The organism is Mesorhizobium sp. M1273 (genome assembly GCF_040318195.1).
Taxonomy (GTDB): Bacteria; Pseudomonadota; Alphaproteobacteria; order Rhizobiales; family Rhizobiaceae; genus Mesorhizobium.
Map to the genome: position 1 here is coordinate 302,827 of NZ_JAMYLV010000001.1, position 20,839 is coordinate 323,665.

The 20,839-nt window shown below is 63.2% G+C and carries 17 protein-coding genes; 11 read left to right on the top strand and 6 right to left on the bottom strand.

Annotated features, from left to right (window positions below):
• The first annotated feature begins 134 nt into the window (after positions 1–134).
• Positions 135–1,457 (top strand): NAD(P)H-dependent oxidoreductase, encoded by a 1,323-nt coding sequence (locus NKH30_RS01420; protein WP_352473396.1) that lies wholly within the window; start codon positions 135–137, stop codon positions 1,455–1,457.
• Positions 1,458–1,477: 20 nt separating this feature from the next.
• Positions 1,478–2,971 carry a xylulokinase gene (locus NKH30_RS01425; RefSeq protein ID WP_352918005.1) on the top strand — a complete coding sequence of 498 codons (1,494 nt, stop codon included), beginning with the start codon at positions 1,478–1,480 and terminating at the stop codon, positions 2,969–2,971.
• Here the strand turns inward: NKH30_RS01425 and NKH30_RS01430 are convergent.
• Positions 2,968–3,930, bottom strand: a complete 963-nt coding sequence (locus tag NKH30_RS01430; RefSeq protein ID WP_352918007.1) for a sugar-binding transcriptional regulator — start codon at positions 3,928–3,930, stop codon at positions 2,968–2,970. The two genes, NKH30_RS01425 and NKH30_RS01430, sit on opposite strands and share 4 nt — an antisense overlap.
• 308 nt (positions 3,931–4,238) lie before the next feature.
• On the opposite strand from NKH30_RS01430, the gene NKH30_RS01435 reads away from it, so the two are divergent.
• The 5 genes from NKH30_RS01435 (at position 4,239) to NKH30_RS01455 (ending at position 9,537) form a co-directional block, all read left to right on the top strand.
• Positions 4,239–5,222: an ABC transporter permease gene (locus tag NKH30_RS01435; RefSeq protein WP_502893735.1), complete on the top strand. Its 984-nt coding sequence runs from the start codon at positions 4,239–4,241 to the stop codon at positions 5,220–5,222.
• 150 nt (positions 5,223–5,372) lie between these two features.
• Positions 5,373–6,311, top strand: a complete 939-nt coding sequence (locus NKH30_RS01440; RefSeq protein ID WP_023674026.1) for a sugar ABC transporter substrate-binding protein — start codon at positions 5,373–5,375, stop codon at positions 6,309–6,311.
• A gap of 33 nt (positions 6,312–6,344) precedes the next feature.
• Positions 6,345–7,853 carry a sugar ABC transporter ATP-binding protein gene (locus NKH30_RS01445; protein WP_352473403.1) on the top strand — a complete coding sequence of 503 codons (1,509 nt, stop codon included), beginning with the start codon at positions 6,345–6,347 and terminating at the stop codon, positions 7,851–7,853.
• Between the two features lie 125 nt (positions 7,854–7,978).
• The gene (locus NKH30_RS01450; RefSeq protein WP_352918009.1) at positions 7,979–8,743 is read left to right on the top strand and encodes an SDR family oxidoreductase; all 765 of its coding nucleotides are present in this window, start codon (positions 7,979–7,981) and stop codon (positions 8,741–8,743) included.
• An 8-nt stretch (positions 8,744–8,751) separates the two neighbouring features.
• Positions 8,752–9,537 (top strand): glucose 1-dehydrogenase, encoded by a 786-nt coding sequence (locus NKH30_RS01455; protein WP_352918011.1) that lies wholly within the window; start codon positions 8,752–8,754, stop codon positions 9,535–9,537.
• 52 nt (positions 9,538–9,589) lie between these two features.
• Here the strand turns inward: NKH30_RS01455 and NKH30_RS01460 are convergent, their stop codons facing one another.
• Positions 9,590–10,672: a D-alanine--D-alanine ligase family protein gene (locus tag NKH30_RS01460; RefSeq protein WP_352918013.1), complete on the bottom strand. Its 1,083-nt coding sequence runs from the start codon at positions 10,670–10,672 to the stop codon at positions 9,590–9,592.
• A 469-nt stretch (positions 10,673–11,141) separates the two neighbouring features.
• On the opposite strand from NKH30_RS01460, the gene NKH30_RS01465 reads away from it, so the two are divergent.
• The 4 genes from NKH30_RS01465 to NKH30_RS01480 all read left to right on the top strand — a co-directional run bounded on the left by NKH30_RS01465 (position 11,142) and on the right by NKH30_RS01480 (position 16,955).
• Positions 11,142–12,116 carry an ABC transporter substrate-binding protein gene (locus NKH30_RS01465; RefSeq protein WP_352918014.1) on the top strand — a complete coding sequence of 325 codons (975 nt, stop codon included), beginning with the start codon at positions 11,142–11,144 and terminating at the stop codon, positions 12,114–12,116.
• A gap of 74 nt (positions 12,117–12,190) precedes the next feature.
• Positions 12,191–13,270 (top strand): quaternary amine ABC transporter ATP-binding protein, encoded by a 1,080-nt coding sequence (locus tag NKH30_RS01470; protein WP_352993894.1) that lies wholly within the window; start codon positions 12,191–12,193, stop codon positions 13,268–13,270.
• Positions 13,267–15,249: an ABC transporter permease gene (locus NKH30_RS01475; RefSeq protein ID WP_352473410.1), complete on the top strand. Its 1,983-nt coding sequence runs from the start codon at positions 13,267–13,269 to the stop codon at positions 15,247–15,249. The genes NKH30_RS01470 and NKH30_RS01475 overlap by 4 nt, the downstream gene beginning before the upstream one ends.
• 158 nt (positions 15,250–15,407) lie before the next feature.
• Positions 15,408–16,955 carry an autotransporter outer membrane beta-barrel domain-containing protein gene (locus NKH30_RS01480; protein ID WP_352993898.1) on the top strand — a complete coding sequence of 516 codons (1,548 nt, stop codon included), beginning with the start codon at positions 15,408–15,410 and terminating at the stop codon, positions 16,953–16,955.
• 123 nt (positions 16,956–17,078) lie between these two features.
• Here NKH30_RS01480 and NKH30_RS01485 read toward each other — a convergent pair whose 3' ends face one another.
• From NKH30_RS01485 to NKH30_RS01500, 4 genes are read right to left on the bottom strand one after another with little or no spacing between them, the layout of a single operon-like run.
• Complete coding sequence (locus NKH30_RS01485) at positions 17,079–18,260, bottom strand: M20 aminoacylase family protein (protein ID WP_352768889.1); 1,182 nt, start codon at positions 18,258–18,260, stop codon at positions 17,079–17,081.
• Between the two features lie 47 nt (positions 18,261–18,307).
• The gene (locus NKH30_RS01490) at positions 18,308–19,081 is read right to left on the bottom strand and encodes an amino acid ABC transporter ATP-binding protein (protein WP_023674014.1); all 774 of its coding nucleotides are present in this window, start codon (positions 19,079–19,081) and stop codon (positions 18,308–18,310) included.
• Entirely contained in the window at positions 19,068–19,988 is a 921-nt protein-coding gene (locus NKH30_RS01495; RefSeq protein ID WP_352612313.1) for an amino acid ABC transporter permease, read from the bottom strand. Before NKH30_RS01495 ends, NKH30_RS01490 begins: the two co-directional genes overlap by 14 nt.
• Positions 19,989–19,996: 8 nt before the next feature.
• Positions 19,997–20,827: an ABC transporter substrate-binding protein gene (locus NKH30_RS01500; RefSeq protein ID WP_502911448.1), complete on the bottom strand. Its 831-nt coding sequence runs from the start codon at positions 20,825–20,827 to the stop codon at positions 19,997–19,999.
• Positions 20,828–20,839 lie beyond the last annotated feature (12 nt).

Here is a 20,839-nt window from a genome sequence, read left to right on the forward strand (position 1 = left end):
CTCATCCAATCGTCTTCGGCCGATTGCAGAGCGACAATGCCCAATTGCCGGTTGAAATATTTTTCATTTGCAAATAGAAATGTTCAAAATGCTGATTCGGACGCTGCGGCGCGTCAGGAACTGGAGGAAACGACATGTCCCATCCGCAATTTGCAGCGGAACTTCTGCAGCGCGCTGAACAGCAGGGGCCGATCACCATCGGGCTTGCCGGCGCCGGACAGATGGGCACCGACATCGTCGTCCAGGTCGCGCTGATGCCGGGCATGCGGATCGGCGCTATTTCCGAAGTCAGGCCGCAGGCAGCGATCGACGCGGCGCTGCTCGCTGGCCATGACCATTCGGACATCGTCCAGGCCGGCAATGCGGCCGCGATCGACCGCGCCATCGAGGCCGGCAAGATCGCGGTGACCGAAGATTTGCATGCACTGGCGGCGGCCGGCCGGATCGACGTCATCATCGACGCGACGGGCAATCCCAATATCGGCACGCTGTTCGCGCTGGAAGTGATGAAGAACGGCAAGCACATCGTCATGCTCAATGTCGAGGCCGACATCACCATTGGCCGTTTCCTCAAGGACGAAGCGCGTAAGGCTGGCGTCGTATATACCGGTGCGGCCGGCGACGAGCCCGCCTGCACGCTGGAGATCATCGGCTTTGCCAAGAGCCTCGGCTTCAACATCATCGCCGCCGGCAAGGGCAAGAACAATCCGCTGAAGATCGACGCCATGCCGGCCGACTACGAGAAGGAGGCGGCCGAGCGCAACATGAATGCGCGCATGCTGGTCGAATTCGTCGACGGCTCGAAGACGGCGATCGAGATGGTGGCGATCGCCAATGCGACCGGGCTGGTGCCCGACGTGCCGGGCATGCACGGCCCGACCGCGACGCTGGAGGAACTGGCCAGCGTGCTTTGCCCGCGCGAGGATGGCGGCGTGCTGCATCGCAAGGGCGTGGTCGATTACTCGATCGGCAAGGGTGTGGCGCCCGGCGTGTTCTGCATCATCGAGACCCGGCATCCGCGTGTGCTGGAGCGCATGATCGACCTCAAGGTCGGCAAGGGGCCCTATTTCACGATCTTCCGGCCCTATCATCTGACCAGCCTGGAAGTGCCGCTGTCGGCGGCGCGTGCGGTGGTCTACAAGCGTGCGGACATGGAGCCGCTCGACCATCCGGTCGCCGAGGCGGTGGCGGTCGCCAAGAGCGATCTTGGTGTGGGCCAATCTCTCGGCATGATCGGCGAGAATGACTATCGCGGCTTCGCCATGACCTGGGGGGATGCGCGCGCCCGCGGCGCCCTGCCGCTCGGCCTTGCCGAACGCGCCAAGGTGGTCAAGCCGCTCAAGACCGGCGACTTCCTGACCTATGAAAATTGTGTACCCGACGATTCGATGGTGATAACCCAGATCCGCCGCCGTCTCGACCAGTCGGACGGACGGTTCGTTACAAACGCAGCCTGACCCCGCCGGATCTCCGCCTGATGGACGATGTCGTAATCGGGATCGACGCCTCGACCACGGCCGTGAAGGCGATTGCCTTCACCCGCGCCGGCGAGGAGCTGTTCCAGGCGCGCGAGACCTATCCGCTTTCAAATCCGAAGCCCGGCCATTTCGAGCAGGAGGCCGAACAGTGGTGGACGGCGCTGCTTGGCGCATTGAAGCAGGTCACCGAGGCGGTCGGCGCAGCGCGGGTGGCGGCGGTTTGCATCGCTCACCAGCGAGAGACCTTCACGCTGGTGAACAGCGCCGGCAAAGCACTCATGCCGGCAATCCTGTGGCTGGACGAACGCGCCCGGCCGCAAGTTATCAGGCTTTCGGCCGAACTCGGCCGCGAGGCGATCCGCGACTGGAGCGGCAAGCCGCCGGACCCGACGCCGGCGCTCTACGCCATTGCCTGGCTTGCCGAGCACCAGCCGCAAGTGCTTCGCCAGGCAGCGGCACTGGTCGACGTGCACGGTTTCTTCGTCCAGCGGCTGACCGGGCGATTGGTCACCAGCACCGCAAGTGCGGATCCGCTCGGGCTGCTCGACGTCGAGAAAGGTACCTGGCATCCCCGCCTCGTTGCGGCCGCCGGACTGCAGACGGAGCAATTGCCCGAGCTGGTCGCGCCAGGCGTGGTCTGCGGCAGTCTTTCCGCAAGCATAGCGCAGCTGACCGGCCTGAGGGCCGGCACGCCGGTCGTTGCCGGCGCTGGGGACGGCCAGGCGATGGGCCTCGGCATGGGCGTCTACGGGGAGGGCAAGAGCTATCTCTCGCTCGGCTCCGGCGTGGTCAGCGGCTGCTATTCCGGCAAGGTGAAAACCTCGGACGCGTTTCGCACGCTGGTTTCGCCGACCGGCTCCGGTTTCATGCTGGAGACCGTGCTGCGCTCGGGCATGCAGCTGGTCGACTGGATCGTGCGAACCACCGGTTCGCCCTCGGCGGCAGCGCTGGAGAAAGTGGCGCTGGATGTTGCCGCGGGCAGCGAGGGCCTGCTCATCATGCCCTATTGGGCCGGCGTCATGAGCCCGTATTGGGACGGTGCGGCGCGCGGCGCCATTGTCGGCCTGTCGCTGGATCACCGGCCGGAGCATCTCTTCCGCGCTGTCCTGGAAGGCATCGCCTTCGAGCAGGCCGTCGCCACCGAGGCCATGGAAGCCCAGGCCGGCGGACCGGCCGCGATGATTGCCGCCGGCGGCGGCACCAATTGCGCGCTGCTCATGCAGATCATGGCAAGCGTGCTCGAGCGGCCGCTCTCGGTTTCGCCGGTCAACGAAGCCGCCGCACTCGGCGCTGCCATGCTGGCGGCAGCGGCTGTCGGCTGGTTTGCCTCGCCGGAAGCCGCCGCGCAGGCAATGGCTGCCGCTCCCACCAGGCATGTCGATCCGGTCGACGGGCTTGTCGCCGCCTATCGCAGCCGCAAGGAAATCTACCGCGACCTTTATCAGGCGACGCGCGACATCCACACCCGCCTCAGCGCTCTCGGCGAAATCTAGCGGTTGAGCAGGCCCTTGGCCGCGTCTTCGTCGGTGATCAGAACCGATACCTTGGTGTTGGCGAGCGCAGCCCGCATTACCGCTACCTTCTCGCTGCCTCCCGACACCAGGATGATGCTCGGGATATCCGACAGATCCTGCAGCGGATAGGCGCAGACGCGGCGGTTGACCTCGTGGTCGACCGGGCGGCCCTCGGCGTCGATGAAATGACACAGAATATCGCCGACGGCACCGGCCGCCTGCAATTCCTCGAGTTCGCTTGGCTTGATGAAGCCGTAATTGGCGATCGGGCTGTCGTTGGAAAACGAGCCGACGCTGAGCACGGCGATGTTTGCCCGGCGTGCACGGAAGACGACGTCCTGAACGCTGCGCTGGCTCATGAAAGCGTCGCGCTGCTCCGGCCTGTCGGCATAGACCGGCACCGGCAGCAGGAAGCACTCCGCACCGATCTTTTCGGCGAAATCCCAGGCGCTTTCTGTCGGGTTAAGCGGCTGGGCATGGGTGAGGCCGCCAAGCATCGAAACCACCGTCGTCCTGGCGATGGGCCGCCGCGGCAATTCATTGATGGCAAATTTCAGTGTCCGCCCCCAGCCCAGTGCGATGACATCGCCGGCATTCACATGGTCGGCCAGGTAGGCGGCGGCGGCGTGGCCGATCATCAGCGGCGCGTTGCTTCGGTCGGCCGCCGACGGCACGACAACAGCCTGGCTGAGCCCGAACCGCTGCTTGAGGCTTTCCTCCAAAATCACGCATTCGACGACGCTGTCGCGGATGCGAAACTGGACGACACCCTCTTCGCGGGCGGCGGAGAGAATGCGATGCACTTTGATGCGGCCGACGCCGAGAATTTCGGAAATCCGCTCCTGTGTAAGACCCTCGACGTAATAGTGCCAGGCGGCGCGGGCCTTGAGTTCGGCGTCGGGGAAGCGCGAGGCTTTTTCGTTCTCAACGATCGTCATCTGTTTGCCTTGCCGCAGCCGCCGGCTCTGCTCATGATATTCCAATCCGGCGACTTCGAAATGCCCAAGATTTCGGAGACCTTGCGTAAGGCAAACCGGCGGACAGCGCAAACCCGTCGTCGAATGAAGCGGCAGGCCTTGACAATTTTCCGACGAACAGTTTAGCTGAACAAAATTGCATGTTAAAGATAAATTGTTCACAGGGAGGGGCCTGGTGAGCAAAGTGGCCCGGTGATGCAGCGCCGGATTGCTGTGGAGGAGACAAAGTGGCTGTGAGCAACGACGCAAGCAATTTGAAGGCAGGCGAGTTGAAGGCAGGCTCTGGCGCGCAGGCTACGGCGGGCGCAAGGTTTTCGGCTGTCTTTGCCGGAACCATGGGTCCGCTGATCGGGCTGGCTCTGCTGTGCCTGGCGCTCTCGCTGACTACCGACACGTTCCTGACCATCCGCAACATCCTCAACGTGCTCGACCAGGTCACCGTGCTCGGCATCATGGCGATCGGCATGACGCTGGTCATCCTGATCGGCGGCATCGACCTGTCCGTCGGCTCGGTGCTGGCGCTGGCTTCCATGGTGATGGGCTTCGTCGCCCATCCGGACTATCTCAATCTCGGCCTGCCCGCCGGCATCGCCGCGGCCCTCGTCGTCGCCGGTCTTTGCGGCCTGGTTTCGGGCCTGCTGGTGACGGTCACCAGGCTACCGCCCTTCATCGCCACGTTGGCGATGATGTCGGTGGCGCGCGGCCTCGCCAACATGATCACCGACGGCTCGCAGATCGTCGGCTTTCCCGACTGGTTCACCAGCCTGTCGATAATCCGCCATTTCGGATTCCTCTCGGTCACCGTCGGGCTGATGATCGTGCTTGCCGTCATTTTCGCGATCTTCCTGAATTATCGCGCTACCGGCCGCAGCCTGTACGCAATCGGCGGCAGCGCCGAAGTCGCCCGGCTGTCCGGCATACCGGTCAAGTCGCTGACAAACTGGGTCTATGCGATCTGCGCCGTGCTGGCCGGTCTCGCCGGCATCGTGCTTGCCGCCCGGCTCGATTCCGTCCAGCCGAGCTCCGGCCTTGGCTACGAACTCGACACCATCGCGGCGGTGGTGATCGGCGGCGCCAGCCTGTCGGGCGGCGTCGGTTCGATCGGCGGCACAGCCATCGGCGTCCTCATCATCGGCGTGCTGCGCAACGGGCTGAACCTGCTCGGTGTCTCGCCCTTCATCCAGCAAGTGGTTATCGGCGTGGTGATCGCGCTGGCGGTGGCCACCGACACGTGGCGGCGCCGAGCACAATGAAGAATGGGGCACAATGAAGAATTGGGCTCAATGAGATTCGCCCCGATATTCGGGCGAAAACGGATCGGTGATCCGAAACTGGGAGTTGTTCGGCCAAGGGGCGCCGCGATGCGCGGGCAGGACAGATTGAACATCAACGGAGGAATAAACATGCTGACCAAACGTTCATTGCTGCTTGCCGCCGCGGCCGTCATCCCGCTGCTTGGCCTGTCCGACATGGCCTCGGCCAAGGAGGCCAAAAAGCTCGGGCTCGCCGTCGCCAATCTGCAGGCCGACTTCTTCAACCAGATCAAGCAGTCCGTCGAAGCCTACGGCAAGGAAAAGGGCATCGAGGTCGTTACCGTCGACGCCAAGGGCGATTCGGCGACTCAGGTCAGCCAGGTGCAGGACCTGATCACGCAGAACATCGATGCGCTGATCTATATTCCGGCCGGCGCCACCGCCGCCACCGTGCCGACCAAGACCGCCAAGGCTGCCGGCATCCCGGTCGTCAATGTCGACCGCAACGCCGATGGCGCGCCCGGCGATACCTTCATCGCAACCAACAGCGTGGCATCGGCCAAGGCGGTTTGCGACTACATCGCCAAGCAGGCCGGCGGCAAGGGCGAGCTGATCATCATCCACGGCCAGAAGGGCACGACGCCCGAAGTCGACCGCTCGAAGGGCTGCGGCGAAGCGCTGAAAGGCTATCCCGACATCAAGGTTGTCGGAGAATTGTGGAGCGAAGGCTGGCACCAGGACGAAGGTTTCAAGCTGACGCAGGATCTGTTGCAGTCGCACCCCGACGTGTCGATCGTCATCGGCCAGGCCGATGCGCTGGCGCTCGGTGCGGCGCAGGCGGTCAAGGTCGCCAATCCCGGCCATAAGGTCTGGGTTGCCGGCTTCGACGGCGATGTGGCGGCGCTCAAGGCACTGAAGGACGGCGTCTTCGACGTGACCGCGACGCAGCAAACCCAGGGCATGGGCCGGCTCGCCGTCGACGCAGCAATCAAGCTGGTGGCCGGCGAGACCATTCCCGCCGAACAACTGCAGGATGCGACGCTGACCACCAAGGACAATGTCGAGCAGTTCATCGCCAAGCATCCCTGATTGAGACCAGTCCGGCAGTCGACGAGCGCAACGATGTCCACCGATCCTCGCCACACGCACAGCGCCAATAACGGGCTCGTCGTCAGCGGCCTCTGCAAAAGCTACGGGCCGGTGCAGGTCCTGGCCGATGCGAGCTTCGAGGTGCGGCCGGGCGAGGTCGTGGCGCTGCTTGGCGAAAACGGCGCCGGCAAGTCCACCGTCTCGAACATCATCGCCGGCTCGACCAAACCCGATGCTGGCACCATCTCCTGGCGGGGGAACCCTTATTCCCCCGCCAATCCTGCCGCGGCGATCGACGCCGGCATCGGCATGATCCACCAGGAGCTGAAGCTCTTGCCCGATCTGTCGGTCGCCGAAAATGTCTATGTCGGCCGCCTGCCGATGCGTGGCGGCCGCATCGACCGCGCGGCAATGAACGCACGGGCATCGGCCCAGTTGAAGCGCCTCGGCCTCGATGTCTCGCCCGAGCGCAAGGTGCGCACGCTGCGTATCGCCGCCCAGCAGCAGGTCGAGATCGCCAAGGCGCTGACGCTCAATGCCGAGCTGCTGATCTTCGACGAACCGACGGCCGCCCTTGGCGGCGAGGAAACGGAGCTCCTGTTCCAGCAGATCCGCAAGCTCAAGGCGGAAGGCATGTCCTTCATCTATATCAGCCACCGGCTGGACGAGATCGCCCAGATCGCTGATCGCGTGGTGGTGATGCGCGACGGGCGCATCGTCGCCCGGCACGAGCGCGCCGACATTCCGGTGCGCACCGTCGTCGAGCAAATGGTCGGCCGCAGTGTCGAGCGGATGTTCCCTACGATATCGGCGCCGGGCAACGACACGCTGCTCGAGGTCGAGAACCTGTCCTCGCCGGAACGCAGCTTTCAAAATGTCAGCTTTTCAGTGCGGGCCGGCGAAATCCTCGGCATTGCCGGGCTGATCGGCGCCGGACGCACGGAGCTGGTGCGGGCGATCGCCGGTGCCGATCCGATCTCATCGGGATCGGTGCGCGTCGCCGGCAAGCCGGTGCATCTCAATGGCCCGGCGGCGGCGATCAAGGCCGGCGTCGTCCTGGTACCGGAAGACCGCAAGGCGCAGGGCGTGGTGCTCGACCAGACGATCGGCGAGAACCTGGCGATCGGCAATTTCGACCATGTCGCGCCGAATGGCTGGGTGTTTCCGAAGGCGGTGCAGAAATTCGCCGAGGCCGGCATTCGCCGGCTTGGCGTCAAGGGCCGGCCGAACCAGGCGGTCAGCAAGCTTTCAGGCGGCAACCAGCAGAAGGTGATCATCGCCAAATGGGTGTCGCGCCCGCCCAAGGTGTTCATCCTGGACGAGCCGACGCGCGGCATCGACGTCGGTGCACGCGCCGCGATCTATGATGTCATCGCCGACCTTGCCCGCTCCGGCATGGCGGTGGTGGTGGTGAGCTCCGACCTCGAGGAAGTGCTCGGCCTGTCACATCGCGTGCTGGTGCTGAGCCGCGGCCGGCAACGCGGCATTCTCGACCGCAGCGAAGCAAGCAATATCGCCGTGATGGAACTAGCCACGAGCTAGGACGCCCATCGAAACAAAGCGCAGCAGGTGGTATCCTCCCGGGCACCAGACCGCGCGGGGCGCCAGCAACAGAGTTGGCGCCCCTTTATTTCCGGAGGACGGCGGTTGGAGCAGAGGGACCGACGATGAAATTATTCGACCTTCATGGTGACGTGGCACTTGTGACAGGCGCCGGCAGCGGCATCGGGCAGGCAATCGCCATTGGGCTGGCCGAGGCCGGCGCCGACATAGCCTGCTTCGGCCATGCCTCGAAAGGCGGGCTGGAGGAGACCGCGCACCGGATCACGGCACTCGGCCGCAAGGCGCTGGTGCTGACCGGCACGGTGACTTCAGACGCCGATCTCGCGGCCGCGATCGAGTGTACGGAGATGGAACTCGGCGCGTTGACCATCGCCGTCAACAATGCCGGCGTCGCCGGAGCTGAGCCGGCAGAGACGCTGTCGCTGGAGAAATGGCAGAAGCTCTATGACGTCAACGTCAGCGGCGTGTTCCTGTCCTGCCAGGCCGAGGCCCGCGCCATGCTGACGCGACGCAAGGGCTCGATCATCAACATCGCGTCGATGTCGGGCTCGATCGTCAATCGCGGTCTGACCCAGGCGCATTACAATTCGTCGAAGGCCGCGGTGATCCACATGTCGAAGAGCCTCGCCATGGAATGGGCCGATCGCGACCTGCGCGTCAATGTCGTCAGCCCCGGCTACACGCTGACGCCGATGAACAAGCGGCCGGAGGTCGCCGACCAGGTCAGGATCTTTGAGCGCGACACGCCGATGGGCCGCATGGCGGCGCCGGAAGAGATGGTCGGCCCGACCGTGTTCCTGGCCAGCCGCGCCTCGAGTTTCGTCACCGGCATCGACCTGATCGTCGATGGCGGCTTCGTCTGCTGGTAGGAGAAAAGATGCAGAAGCGATTCCAGGGAAAAACGGCGGTCATCACCGGCGCCAGCGGCGGCATCGGCGCGGCAATGGCCAGGCGCTTCGCGGCGGAAGGTGCCGCGGTCGTCGTCAGCGCCATCGACGCGCGCGTCGAAGAGGTCGCCGCCGATCTCAAGGCTGCGGGCGCCAGGGTCGCATCGCTGCGCATGGATGTGACGAAGAAAGACGAAGTCGTCGCCCTCTATGACCTGGCCGAGCAGGAGTTCGGCCGCGTCGATATCTCCGTGCAGAATGCCGGTGTCATCACCATCGCCAGGATCGAGGCGATGACCGAGGCCGAATGGGACAAGGTGATGGCGGTCAACACCAAGGGCGTGTTCCTGTGCTGCCAGGAGGCGATCGCGCGCATCCGCAAGCATGGCGATGGCGGCCGGCTGATCAACACCGCATCCGGCCAGGCGCGGCAGGGCTTTATCTACACGCCGCATTATGCGGCGTCGAAATTCGGCGTCGTCGGCGTCACCCAGAGCCTGGCCAAGGAAGTGGCGAAGGAGAAGATCACCGTCAACGCGATCTGCCCCGGGATCATCGACACCGATATGTGGGCCTATAACGACGCCGCATGGGGCAAGTTGATGGGCGAGTACAAGCCCGGCGAGTTGATGGCCGAATGGGTGAAGAACATCCCGATGGGCCGCGCCGGCAGCGGCGAGGATGTCTCCGGCCTGGTCAGCTTTCTCGCCAGCGACGATGCGGCCTACATCACCGGCCAGACCATCAATGTCGATGGCGGCCTGATCATGTCGTGAGCGGCGCGGGCCGACGTACCATCGACCGGATATGAATGCCGCTTCGCTGCGTTCAGGCTGCTCGGCCCGCCCGAGCCAATCCATGTTCCACGAGCCGGTCGATGATTTCGGAATAGCTGACGCCGCTTGCCGCCATTGCCTTGGAATACATGCTGATGTCGGTGAAGCCGGGGATGGTGTTGATTTCATTGACCAGGAACTGCATGTCCGGCGTCAGAAAGAAGTCGATGCGGGCCATCCCGTCACAGCCGACGGCTCTGAAAGCCCTTGCGGCCACGTCCCGCATGCCTGCCTCGACCTCCGGCGGCAGATCGGCCGGCACTCTTAGCGCCGCGCCGTTCTCGTCGATGTATTTGGCATCGTAGCTATAGAAATCGTGGCTTTCGGCCGGCACGATCTCGCCTGGCCGCGAGACGAACAGGTCGCCTGCCGGGTCCTCCAACACGCTATATTCGATCTCGCGCCCACGAATGAATTCCTCAGCCAACAGCTTGCAATCGTGCCGGAAGGCTTCAGCAAGCGCTCCATCGAATTCCTGGCTGGCATGGACTTTTCCGACGCCGACAGACGATCCCTGACGCGCCGGTTTGATGAAGAACGGCAGGCCGAGCTCGCCTTCCAGTGTGGCGAGGGCGGGCGCCGCACCTTCATGGATCGTCACTGAGCGCGCGATTGGCAGCCCCGCCGCTTCCAGGAGCCGTTTGGCGATGTCCTTGTCCAGCGCGGTTGCCGAACCCAGGATGCCGCAGCCGGCGAGCGGCACCCGAGCCACCTCGGCCACCCCCTGTACCGAGCCGTCTTCGCCATGAGAGCCGTGCAGTACGGGAAACAGGATGTCGATCTTCGGCAGGTCATAGGGCGTGCCGTCGGCCGGGATCGCCATCATCCGTCCGTGCCCGCCCGGAACCAGGCAAACTTCCAAACCGCCCGCAGGCTTTGCGAGCGTACCATCCTGGAAGCTGCTCAGCAGCCACTGTCCTTCGCGCGTGACGAAGATTGGGACGGCATCGTATTTGGCGGGCAGCAGCGCACGCATGACATTGGTTGCTGAAAGCACCGAAACGTCATGCTCGGCGGAACGTCCGCCAAAGAGCACGGCGATGCGCAGTCTGTTCAAGGAAGAGGTCTGCTGCATTGTATCGGTACCCTATCTTGCGGCTCGCATACGGGATGATCGGCAACCTTGGCTTTTTTCGAACCGATCTGCGGATCCATGTAAAAAGACGGGCTGTGAAATTGGCACCGGCGTTATTCGTTGCGCGACATGACCGTTGGTATATATAATTTCATCTCATGAAAGTGGCTCTGGGCGAGTTGCGGAGCCAACAGCCGAGATCATGGGACTTTGATGGTTTGCCCCTCAAGACCGGCGATCGATCCGTGGATGACTGCTTTGGCAGCAATCCTTCGGCAGTCATGACGCGGCCGGTCCCGCCACATCTTCACCAATTTGGGCACCACCCCCGTTTTGCGCCGGCATCCGCTTCGGCAGCATTGTGGCGCCTACGGCCTTGCGCAACGACCAGCTTTTCCAACACAATCAAAAAAAGACGCAAGAAGGGAACTAACGATAATTTCCACCAGAGCTTGACAGGAGAACAAGCATGTCACTTCGGAGCATGATTTCGAATTTCTCAATGGGAGCCTTAACACTTGCCGCAGCGAGCGCGCTGACGTCTTCGGCCTATGCGGCGGCGCCGGAATCCAACGACCCGATCAAGATCGCGCTGTTCGATTGGACCAGCGTCAATCTGAACGCCAAGATACTCGGCGGCATCCTCGAAAAGCTCGGCTATACCGTCGAGTATCCGACCGCGGACTATCTCTCCAGCCTGACCACCGGCCTGACCAATGGCGACATCGATGTCGGCCTGGAATTCTGGGACACGACGGCCGGCGAGGCGATGAAGGCCTCGGACGCGACGGGCCAGACCGAACGCCTCGGCAAGCTCGGACCCAAGGCCAAGGAAGAATGGTGGTTTCCCGAATATATGAAAGAGAAATGCCCCGGCCTGCCGAACTGGGAAGCGCTGAAAGACCCGAAATGCGCCGAGGCCTTCTCGACGGCCGAAACCGCGCCGAAGGGGCGTTATCTTGGCGGACCCGTGACATGGGAAGGTTTTGACGACGAACGCGTCGAGGCGCTGAAACTGCCCTTCACCGTCATCCATGCCGGCACCGACGCGGCGATGTTCGCCGAACTGGACTCGGCCTATCAGCGCAAGGCGCCGATCATGCTGTGGATCTATTCGCCGCATTGGGCGCCAGCCAAATACAAGGGCGAATGGGTCGAATTCCCCGACTATACGACAGAGTGCTACACTGACCCGAAATGGGGTGTGAACCCCGACGCGAAATATGACTGCGGCAAGCCGCATGGCGAGATCTGGAAATATTCCTGGGCCGGCATGAAGGACAAATGGCCGGTCGCCTACAAGGTCGCGAAAAACTACACGGTCGATACCGACGAGCTCAACAAGATGAGCGGCGAGATCGATCTCGAAGGCAAGACGCCGGAAGACGTCGCCGCCGCCTGGATCGCCGCCCACGAAGCCGACTGGAAAGCCTGGGCCGAGTGACCGTCTGACTGGAAACGCGACGACCCGGCCAGTCAGGGCCGGGTCTCGATCCCCTATTCCAGAAGGACGATTGCATGAGCGATACGATTGAACAGGCGGTGAAAGCAACGGGCAAGGATGCCCGCCCGATAAAGCTTGGCTGTCGCAATGTCTGGAAGCTGTTCGGGGCGGACGCGGCCGATTTCATCCGCCGGCGCGACGGCAAGGCCAGCCTGGCGGACATCGCCGCTGCCGGACTGGTTGGCGCGGTGCGCGCCGTCGATCTCGAAATCCGCCAGGGCGAGATCTTCATCATCATGGGACTTTCGGGGTCAGGCAAGTCGACGCTGGTGCGCTGCATGTCACGGCTGATCGAGCCGACCCACGGCAAGGTCGAGTTTGAAGGCAAGGACCTGCTCAAGATTTCCGATGCCGCGCTGATCGAGCTGCGACGCCATCGCATGGGCATGGTGTTCCAGAATTTTGCCTTGCTGCCGCATCTCAACGTACTGGAGAACATCGCCTTTCCCTTGGGCATCCAGGGGCAGGACCGGCCGACGCGCGAGAAGCGGGCCCGTGAAGTCATCGAGCTGGTTGGCTTGCGCGGCCGCGAGCATTTCTATCCGCGCGAGCTTTCCGGCGGACAGCAGCAGCGTGTCGGCATCGCCCGCAGCCTCGCCACAAAGCCGGAAATCTGGTTCCTCGACGAGCCGTTCTCGGCCCTCGATCCGCTGATCCGCCGTGAGATGCAGGACGAGCTGATGCGGCTGCAGACCATGCTGCACAAGACCATCGTCTTCATCACCCATGATTTCGACGAGGCCATCCGGCTGGCCGACCGGATCGCCATCATGAAGGACGGCGAGGTTATCCAGATCGGCACGCCGGAAGAACTGGTGGTCAATCCGGCGACCGACTATGTCGCCGAATTCACCCGCGATGTCGATCGCGCCAAGGTGATATCGGCGCGCAGCCTGATGCGCGCCTGCGACGGAGCCGAGTACGGCGGCACGGTCGTGCCGGATGCCAAGATATCAAGTTTTTCGGCTGATATCGTCTCTGCCGGTAAGCCTTTCGCGGTGGTCAACGGCACCGGCAAGCCGATCGGCTTAGTCACGCCGCAGGCGGTGATCGATCTTCTCGCCGGCATAGAACGTCGTGGGGCCGGCGCATGACGGTCACGGCAAGCGCCAGCGCAGCGAGGCCCCGGCCGGTTCAGACCTGGCTGGCGATCTGGGCCTGCGCGCTCGCCGCCGTGCTTATTGTCTTCCTGCTGCAGGAAAGCCTGCCCTGGGCGGTCAATTACCCGGCCGGCGCGATCGTTCCTGTCGCAGACTGGGTCGGTGCGCTGATGAACTGGGTGAAGTCGAACTTCTCCTGGCTGACCCGCTCGATCACCGCGGTGCTCGGCGTGCCGCTCGATTTCGCGCTCGGTCTTCTGGCCAAGAATTTCAAGATCGGCCATGGCGCGGATATGATCGTCTTGCCGCGCCTGTCCTGGGTCGGCGTCTGCGCTGCCGCCTACCTTGCCGGACGCGCCGCCGGCGGCTGGAAGCTGGGTGCGCTGGCCGGCGGCTGTTTTCTCTACATCGCGCTGTTCGGGCAGTGGACCAGCGCCATGCTGACGCTGGGCTTGATCTCGATCGCCGTGCCGTTTTGCATTGTCACCGGGCTGTTCGCCGGCATCTGGGCATGGCGCAAGCCTTGGGCGGAGAGGTTATTGATCTCCCCTGCCCTCGATCTGATGCAGACGATCCCGACCTTCGCCTATCTGATCCCGATGCTGCTTCTGTTCGGCAACAGCCCGGTCTCGGCAATGATCGCGACGGCAATTTTCGCGACGCCGCCAATGGTGCGGGCGACGATGCTCGGCCTGTCGCGGGTGCCGTCAGAGATCGACGATTTCAGCGAGATGGCCGGCTGCACGGCACGGCAGAAACTGTGGCGGGTGCTGTTGCCGTCGGCGCGGCCGACATTGATGGTTGGCGTCAACCAAGTCATCATGCTGGCGCTCAATATGGTGATCATCGCCTCGATGATCGGTGCCGGTGGGCTCGGCTATGACGTGCTTTTGGCGTTGCGCGCGCTCAAGGTCGGCGAGGCGATGGAAGCTGGCCTAGCCATCGTCGCACTGGCAATTGCACTCGACCGGCTGAGCCAGGCGATCGCGCACAATCACGCCAAGGGCAATGTCCGCCACCAGGCCAGCACCAGTTTCTGGCGGCGCTATCCCAATCTGGCGCTGGCTGTTGCCATCCTCGCCGTCGCCACGCTGCTCGGCCTGTTCGTGCCGGCGTTCGCCGCGGTGCCGAAAGCGATCACCTTCACCACCGCGCCTTTGTGGAAGGCGGCGGTGAACTGGATCACCATCAACTTCTTCGACACGATCGAAGCGTTCCGCGTGGCGCTTATCCTCAACGTGCTGAACCCGGTGCGCGCCTTCTGCGAGGGTTTTCCGTGGCTGGGCGCGGTGTGTCTCCTCGGCCTTGCCGGCTACCAGCTCGGCGGCTTGCGCCTCGCCGCCCTGGTCGCGGCTTTGACAGCGTTCTGCGCCGTCACCGGACTTTGGGAAAAGACCATGGCGACGGTCTATTTGTGCGGCATCTCGGCCTTTATCGCCTGCCTGATCGGCATCCCGATCGGGCTGATGGCATCGCGCAGCGACCGCTTCGAAAAGACCGTCACTCCGGTCATCGACACGCTGCAGGTGCTGCCGTCGTTCTGCTTCATCATTCCGGTGGTGATGCTGTTCAGGGTCGGCGACGTCACCGCGATGATCGCCACCGTCGCGTTCGCCGTGGTGCCGGCGATCCGCTACACCAATCACGGGATCCGGCAGGTGCCGCCGGCGCTGATCGAGGCGGCGAAGGTTTCGGGCTGCACCAGGCGCCAGACCTTCTTTCGCGTGCAGCTGCCGCTGGCGTTGCCCGAGATCATGCTCGGCGTCAACCAGACCATCCTGATGGCGCTGGCGATGATCATCATCTGCGCCATGGTCGGCACGCGCGATCTCGGCCAGGAGGTGTTCATCGCCCTGTCCAAGGCCGATTCCGGTCGCGGCATCGTCGCCGGCCTAGCCATCGCCTTCATCGGCATCGTCGCAGACCGGCTGTTCAACGCCTGGACGGCGAAGGCTCGGGCAAGGCTGGGATAGTCCGGAATAGGACGGCCTCAGGAAGCTGCCGCCAAGCGCGCCGTTAACGAGGCACCGATCCCTACGTCTAAAGACATAGCCATTCGGGATTATTGCTCGTTTTTGCCTCACATCGTACGGCTGTGATGGGACGGGTAGGCTCAACAGGAGAGCGGATAATGTCTAAACGCGTTCCCTTTACTACCGGTGATCTGGCAGATCATCAGCGGGGTATCGATGACGCCCTCACAGGCGATCCGAATACGAATATCTTGACCGGCGACGCTGGCGGCAGCCTGCTCGATTTCTCAAGAGGCGGCAACGACACCTTTACGGAAACCGCACCGTCGACCTACACCTTCTACGGTGACGCGGCTCGGAGCTTGTTCAATTTTGCTCGGGGCGGTGACGATACCTTCACGGTGTCGAGCTCCTCCACCACCACTGCTTACGGTGACGCGGGCGACGATATGTCGGACCACAGCAAGGGCGGCAACGACACTTTCACGGGCGCCGCGCAAGCCAGCAACATTTTCTTCGGCGACGCCGGCGGCAACATGATCGGCCATGCTCAGGGCGGCGACGACCGTTTCACGGCCTTTCCCAACTCCTTCAACACTTTCTACGGTGACGCCGGCGTCGATATGTCCGACCACAGCAAGGGTGGCAATGACACCTTCGAGGGCACCAGCGTGGCCGTCAACATTTTCTTTGGCGACGCCGGGAACAACATGTCTGGCCATGCTCAAGGTGGCGACGACCGTTTCACGGCCAGGAGCGACTCCAGCAACGCTTTCTACGGGGACACCAGCGGCGATATGTCGGACTACAGCAAGGGCGGCAACGACACTTTCAATGGCGCTAGTGACGCCAACACTATTTTCTACGGTGATGCCGGTCGCAGCATGTCTGGCCATGCTCAGGGTGGCGACGACCATTACACAGACTTTGGTGGCACGATTCAGACCAAAACCTTCTTTGGCGACGCGAGCCTACATATGTCCGACTTTGCTAAGGGCGGCGACGACACCTTCACGAGCGTGGGTGGGTTCGTGATAAGTTTCTATGGTGACGCGGCCGGCATCATGTCCGACTCTGCTAGCGGGGGCGATGACGTGGCCGTGCTGCAAGGCACCCATAATTTCGCCTATGGCGACGCTGGCGCGATGGCCGGCAATGCTGTGGGCGGCAATGATATCCTAACCGGCGGCAATAAGAGCTCTGGTCCTGATGTTCAAAGCGAGTTGTATGGCGACACATTCGCTATGTCCGGGTCCGCCGCGGGCGGCAACGACATTCTTACCGGGGGCCACAACAGCGAAAGCGGCCAGGTCCGCAACTTCCTGTGCGGCGACGCCCTGCAAATGTCCGGTTCGGCTCTGGGCGGAAACGATACCCTGTACGCCGGGAGCGCGGCACCCGGCTGCATCGTCGTCAACGACATGTGGGGTGACGGGCAACTGAGCGAACTGGCTCAGGGCGGCAGAGATCAATTCATATTCAAGGACGATGGTTCAATGACGGTCGGAACCCAAAACACCATCTACGATTTCAGCCAGACCCAAGACGACACCATTGTATTTAGTGGCGTGGAGGGCGTGCAATCGTTCGATGATCTCACAATTGCGCAAAGTGGAACCGACACCATCATTACCGCAGGAGTCGATCAAGTTACTCTCGCAAACTTTACAAGCCCGCTGACGACGAGCGACTTTTTGTTTGTCTGAAAGCGAAGCTCTTATCGCATTCGAAGAGGGGGAATGCGTGAGAATTCGTTGAGCATCGTCGCGCGGCCGGTCGCCCCAATAATGCTCGACCGGCCGATCGACAATCCAAGCCGCAGTCATGGATCAGGCGGCCAGGAATCTCTCGGTCAAACGAGCCCAGAGCGCTGCGCCGACGGTCAGATTGCCGTCGTTGAAATCATATTTCGAGCTGTGCAGGATGGCTGAATCCTCGCCGTTTCCGAGGCGCAGGAAGCAACCGGGTTTGTGTTCGAGGAAATAAGAAAAGTCTTCGCTGCCGGGGATCAACGGGCAGACGGACACCTTGTCCTGACCGACGAGTTCGACAGCGATGTCTGTCGCAAAGGACGTCTCGCGCTCGGAATTGACCACCACCGGGTAGCCGCGCTCGTAATCGATCTCGACCGTTGCGCCATGCGCCTGCGCCACAAGTGCTGCGATATTGCGAATACGCTGCTCGAGCGTGTCGCGGATCTCGGCGGAGAAGGAGCGGACGCTCAACGTGATTTCGGCGTGTTCCGGAATGACGTTGGAGGCCGTGCCTCCGTGAATCGTGCCGACGGTGACGACAGCGGTCTCGATCGGGTTGACGTTGCGCGACACAACCGTCTGCAGGGTCATGACGATGTTGGCGGCAGCGACGATCGGGTCGACCGTCAGGTGCGGACGCGAGGCGTGGCCGCCACGCCCGGCGATCCTGATGGTGACGGTATCGCTCGCCGCCATCAGCGGCCCGGCGCGCATCAGGAACGAACCCGTCGGCGCGCCCGGGTGGTTGTGCAGCCCGAAAATCGCATCGCAGGGAAAGCGCTCGAACAGGCCGTCGGCGATCATCGCCTGCGCCCCGCTTCCCTTGCCGGCTTCCTCGGCCGGCTGGAAGATGAGGTTCACCGTGCCGTTGAAATGCCGTGTGCGCGCCAGGTATTCGGCGGCGCCGAGCAGCATCGTGGTGTGGCCGTCATGACCGCAGGCGTGCATCTTGCCGCTGGCCTGGCTGGCATAAGGGAGATTGGTAGCTTCGGTGATCGGCAGGGCGTCCATGTCGGCACGGATGGCGATGCTGCGGCCGCTGCCCTGGCGCAGGCGACCGACGACGCCGAACCCGCCGACATTGCGCGTCACCTCATAGCCCCAGCTTTCGAGCCGTTCGGCAACGTATACAGCCGTTTCGCGCTCCTGGAATGAAAGCTCGGGATGCGCGTGCAGGTGCTGGCGGGCCGCTGCAAGCTCGGCGGCCTTGTCGGCGAAGTCGGAAATATCGGCGAACTGGTTGGAGGTCTTTGGCATGGAAGGTCCTTTGCCGGCCGAATAGGTAAATCGCGCCGGCTTTGCTGTTAGATGAAACGGCTTAAGAAAGCCCGCGTGCGCGGGTGCCTGGGTTTAGCGAGAACCTCGTCCGGAGGCCCGGCCTCGATCACATTACCGTCGTCCATGAACACCACCCGATCCGCCGCTTCGCGGGCGAAGCCGATCTCATGCGTGACCACGATCATGGTCAAGCCCTGCCTGGCGAGATCGCGCATGGTGGCGAGCACCTCGCCGACCAGCTCCGGATCGAGCGCCGAGGTCGGCTCGTCGAAGAGCATCAATTTCGGGCGGATGGCGAGCGCACGGGCGATGGCGACGCGCTGCTGCTGGCCGCCTGAAAGCTGGCGCGGATAGGCGTCGATCTTGTCGGCAAGACCGACACGGGTCAGCAGTTCGCGGGCGTAGCCGATCGCCTCCTTGCGGTTCTCCCGGTGAACGCCGACCGGAGCCTCGATGACGTTCTGCAGGGTCGTCATGTGCGGATAGAGATTGAACTGCTGGAACACCATGCCGATCTTGCGCCGCTGCGCGGCGATCGCGCGGTCGGAAAGTTTGTCGAGGCGGCCGTCGTGCAACCGGTAACCAATCTGCTCGCCGTCCACCTCGATCGACCCCTGGTCGATCGCCTCGAGATGATTGATGCATCGCAGGAAGGTCGACTTTCCGGAGCCGGACGGTCCGAGAATGACCACCACCTCGCCAGGCGCGACGTCCAGATCAATGCCCTTCAGCACCTCGAGCGGGCCGAAGGCCTTGTGAACGTTGCGCGCCCGGACCAGGGGCGTGTCATGCGCGCTCATTGGCGGCCTCCAGGGTGGCGGTCGCCGTCTTCTCGCGCGCACCGCGATCGCCGCGGCTGTAGTGGCGTTCGATCGCGCCTTGCGCGACATTGAGGACCGAGGTGATCAGCAGGTACCACAGCACTGCAACCATCAGCAGCGGAATGATTTCGAAGGTGCGGTTGTAGATCGACTGCACCGAGTAGAGTAGGTCGGCCATGGCGATGACGCTGACAAGCGACGTTGCCTTGATCATGCTGATCAGCTGATTGCCGGTCGGCGGCACGATCGACCGCATCGCCTGCGGGATGATGATGCGCCGCAAGGCCCGCGCGCGGGTCATGCCGAAGGCTTCAGCCGTTTCGGCCTGTCCCTTGTCCACCGACAGCAGCCCGCCACGGATGATCTCGGCCATGTAGGCGGCCTCGTTCAGCGCCAGACCAAGAACGGCGGCGGTCAACGGCGTGATCAGGTCGTTGGTGTTCCAACTGGCGAAGCCGATGGAAATGCGCGGAAACAGCGTCGAAAGGTTGTACCACAGGATCAATTGCACCAGCAGCGGCGTTCCCCGGAAGAACCAGATGAACAGGCCGGAGAGAAGGGATGCCAGCCTGTCGCTCGACATGCGCGCGATGGCGAGCAGCAGGCCGAGCACGATGCCCAGGATCATTGCCACAACCGTCAGGCCGAGCGTCACCGAAAGCCCCTGCATGACCGTCGGATCGAAGAAATACTGGGCGACCACCGGCCAGCCGAAATTCGGGTTGACTGCAACGATATAGGCGAAGCCGGCTGCCACGGCGACGGTGAACGCCCAGAGCGCCAGCCGGGCGAGCGGAAACGGCCGGTGGGCTCGTTTGACGTCGCGCAGCGCGTCGTCGGGACGTCGCGGCAGCCCGGCCGCGTAGGCAGCGGTGGCGTCGGTCATGGCAGCCTCTACTGGCCCTGGTTGATGCCTGGCGCATCGATCATGTTCTTCTCGAGACCCCACTTCTTCATGACCGCGGCGTAGGTGCCGTTCTTCATCAGGATCTTGAACGCGTCGAGCAGCACGCCGCCCAGCGGAGAGCCCTTCTTGACGACGGCGCCTTGATAGATGTCCTTGAAGCCGTTGGCCTGGCCGATCCCGGCGAGTTCCAGCTGGCCCTTCGCCTGCTCGACGAAATAGGTCAGCGGCGCCTGCGAGGAGAAGAATGCGTCGGAGCGTTTCGACCGGACGGCCAGTATCGAGCTCGGCTGGTCGGTGAAGGATTGCACCTCGACGACCGACTTGCCCCCCTCGGTGCATTTCTGCGCCTGCTGCTTGATGACCTTTTCGGCCGAGCCACCCGACATGACCGCGATGCGCTTGCCGCACGTGGTGTCGAGCGAGGTGATGCCTTGCGGGTTGCCCTTCTCGACGGCGAAGACGACGTATTCGCGCACCCAATCGATGAAGTCGTTGGATTTCTGCCGGTCGGGATAGTCGCCGACAGGCCCCATCGCGAACTGATAACGGCCGGCATTGATGCCGCTCAGCAAAGCCGGCAGGCCGGCGACCGAGGCATGATCGATCTCGACACCGAGCAGCTGGCCGATGGCGTCGGAAATGTCCCTGGTCGCCCCCGACAGTTCGGTGCCGGTGACGATCTCATAGGGCGGGAACGAGCCGTTGTTGACGGCTGTGATCTTTCCCGCCGTGCGGATCTCTCCCGGCAGCCGGGCCCGCAAATCCTCGTTCACCGATTGCTTCTGGATATCCTGGGCAAAGCTGGCCTGCGCCAGCATGGTGACGAGCGA

Coding starts and splice junctions, on each gene's coding strand:
- NKH30_RS01485 (WP_352768889.1), bottom strand. CDS start 18,260: ATGCCAAAGACCTCCAACCAGTTCGCCGATATTTCCGACTTCGCCGAC.
- NKH30_RS01440 (WP_023674026.1), top strand. CDS start 5,373: ATGCTGACCAAACGTTCATTGCTGCTTGCCGCCGCGGCCGTCATCCCG.
- NKH30_RS01475 (WP_352473410.1), top strand. CDS start 13,267: ATGACGGTCACGGCAAGCGCCAGCGCAGCGAGGCCCCGGCCGGTTCAG.
- NKH30_RS01480 (WP_352993898.1), top strand. CDS start 15,408: ATGTCTAAACGCGTTCCCTTTACTACCGGTGATCTGGCAGATCATCAG.
- NKH30_RS01420 (WP_352473396.1), top strand. CDS start 135: ATGTCCCATCCGCAATTTGCAGCGGAACTTCTGCAGCGCGCTGAACAG.
- NKH30_RS01430 (WP_352918007.1), bottom strand. CDS start 3,930: ATGACGATCGTTGAGAACGAAAAAGCCTCGCGCTTCCCCGACGCCGAA.
- NKH30_RS01445 (WP_352473403.1), top strand. CDS start 6,345: ATGTCCACCGATCCTCGCCACACGCACAGCGCCAATAACGGGCTCGTC.
- NKH30_RS01450 (WP_352918009.1), top strand. CDS start 7,979: ATGAAATTATTCGACCTTCATGGTGACGTGGCACTTGTGACAGGCGCC.
- NKH30_RS01455 (WP_352918011.1), top strand. CDS start 8,752: ATGCAGAAGCGATTCCAGGGAAAAACGGCGGTCATCACCGGCGCCAGC.
- NKH30_RS01490 (WP_023674014.1), bottom strand. CDS start 19,081: ATGAGCGCGCATGACACGCCCCTGGTCCGGGCGCGCAACGTTCACAAG.
- NKH30_RS01460 (WP_352918013.1), bottom strand. CDS start 10,672: ATGCAGCAGACCTCTTCCTTGAACAGACTGCGCATCGCCGTGCTCTTT.
- NKH30_RS01425 (WP_352918005.1), top strand. CDS start 1,478: ATGGACGATGTCGTAATCGGGATCGACGCCTCGACCACGGCCGTGAAG.
- NKH30_RS01500 (WP_502911448.1), bottom strand. CDS start 20,827: ATGCTGGCGCAGGCCAGCTTTGCCCAGGATATCCAGAAGCAATCGGTG.
- NKH30_RS01470 (WP_352993894.1), top strand. CDS start 12,191: ATGAGCGATACGATTGAACAGGCGGTGAAAGCAACGGGCAAGGATGCC.
- NKH30_RS01495 (WP_352612313.1), bottom strand. CDS start 19,988: ATGACCGACGCCACCGCTGCCTACGCGGCCGGGCTGCCGCGACGTCCC.
- NKH30_RS01465 (WP_352918014.1), top strand. CDS start 11,142: ATGTCACTTCGGAGCATGATTTCGAATTTCTCAATGGGAGCCTTAACA.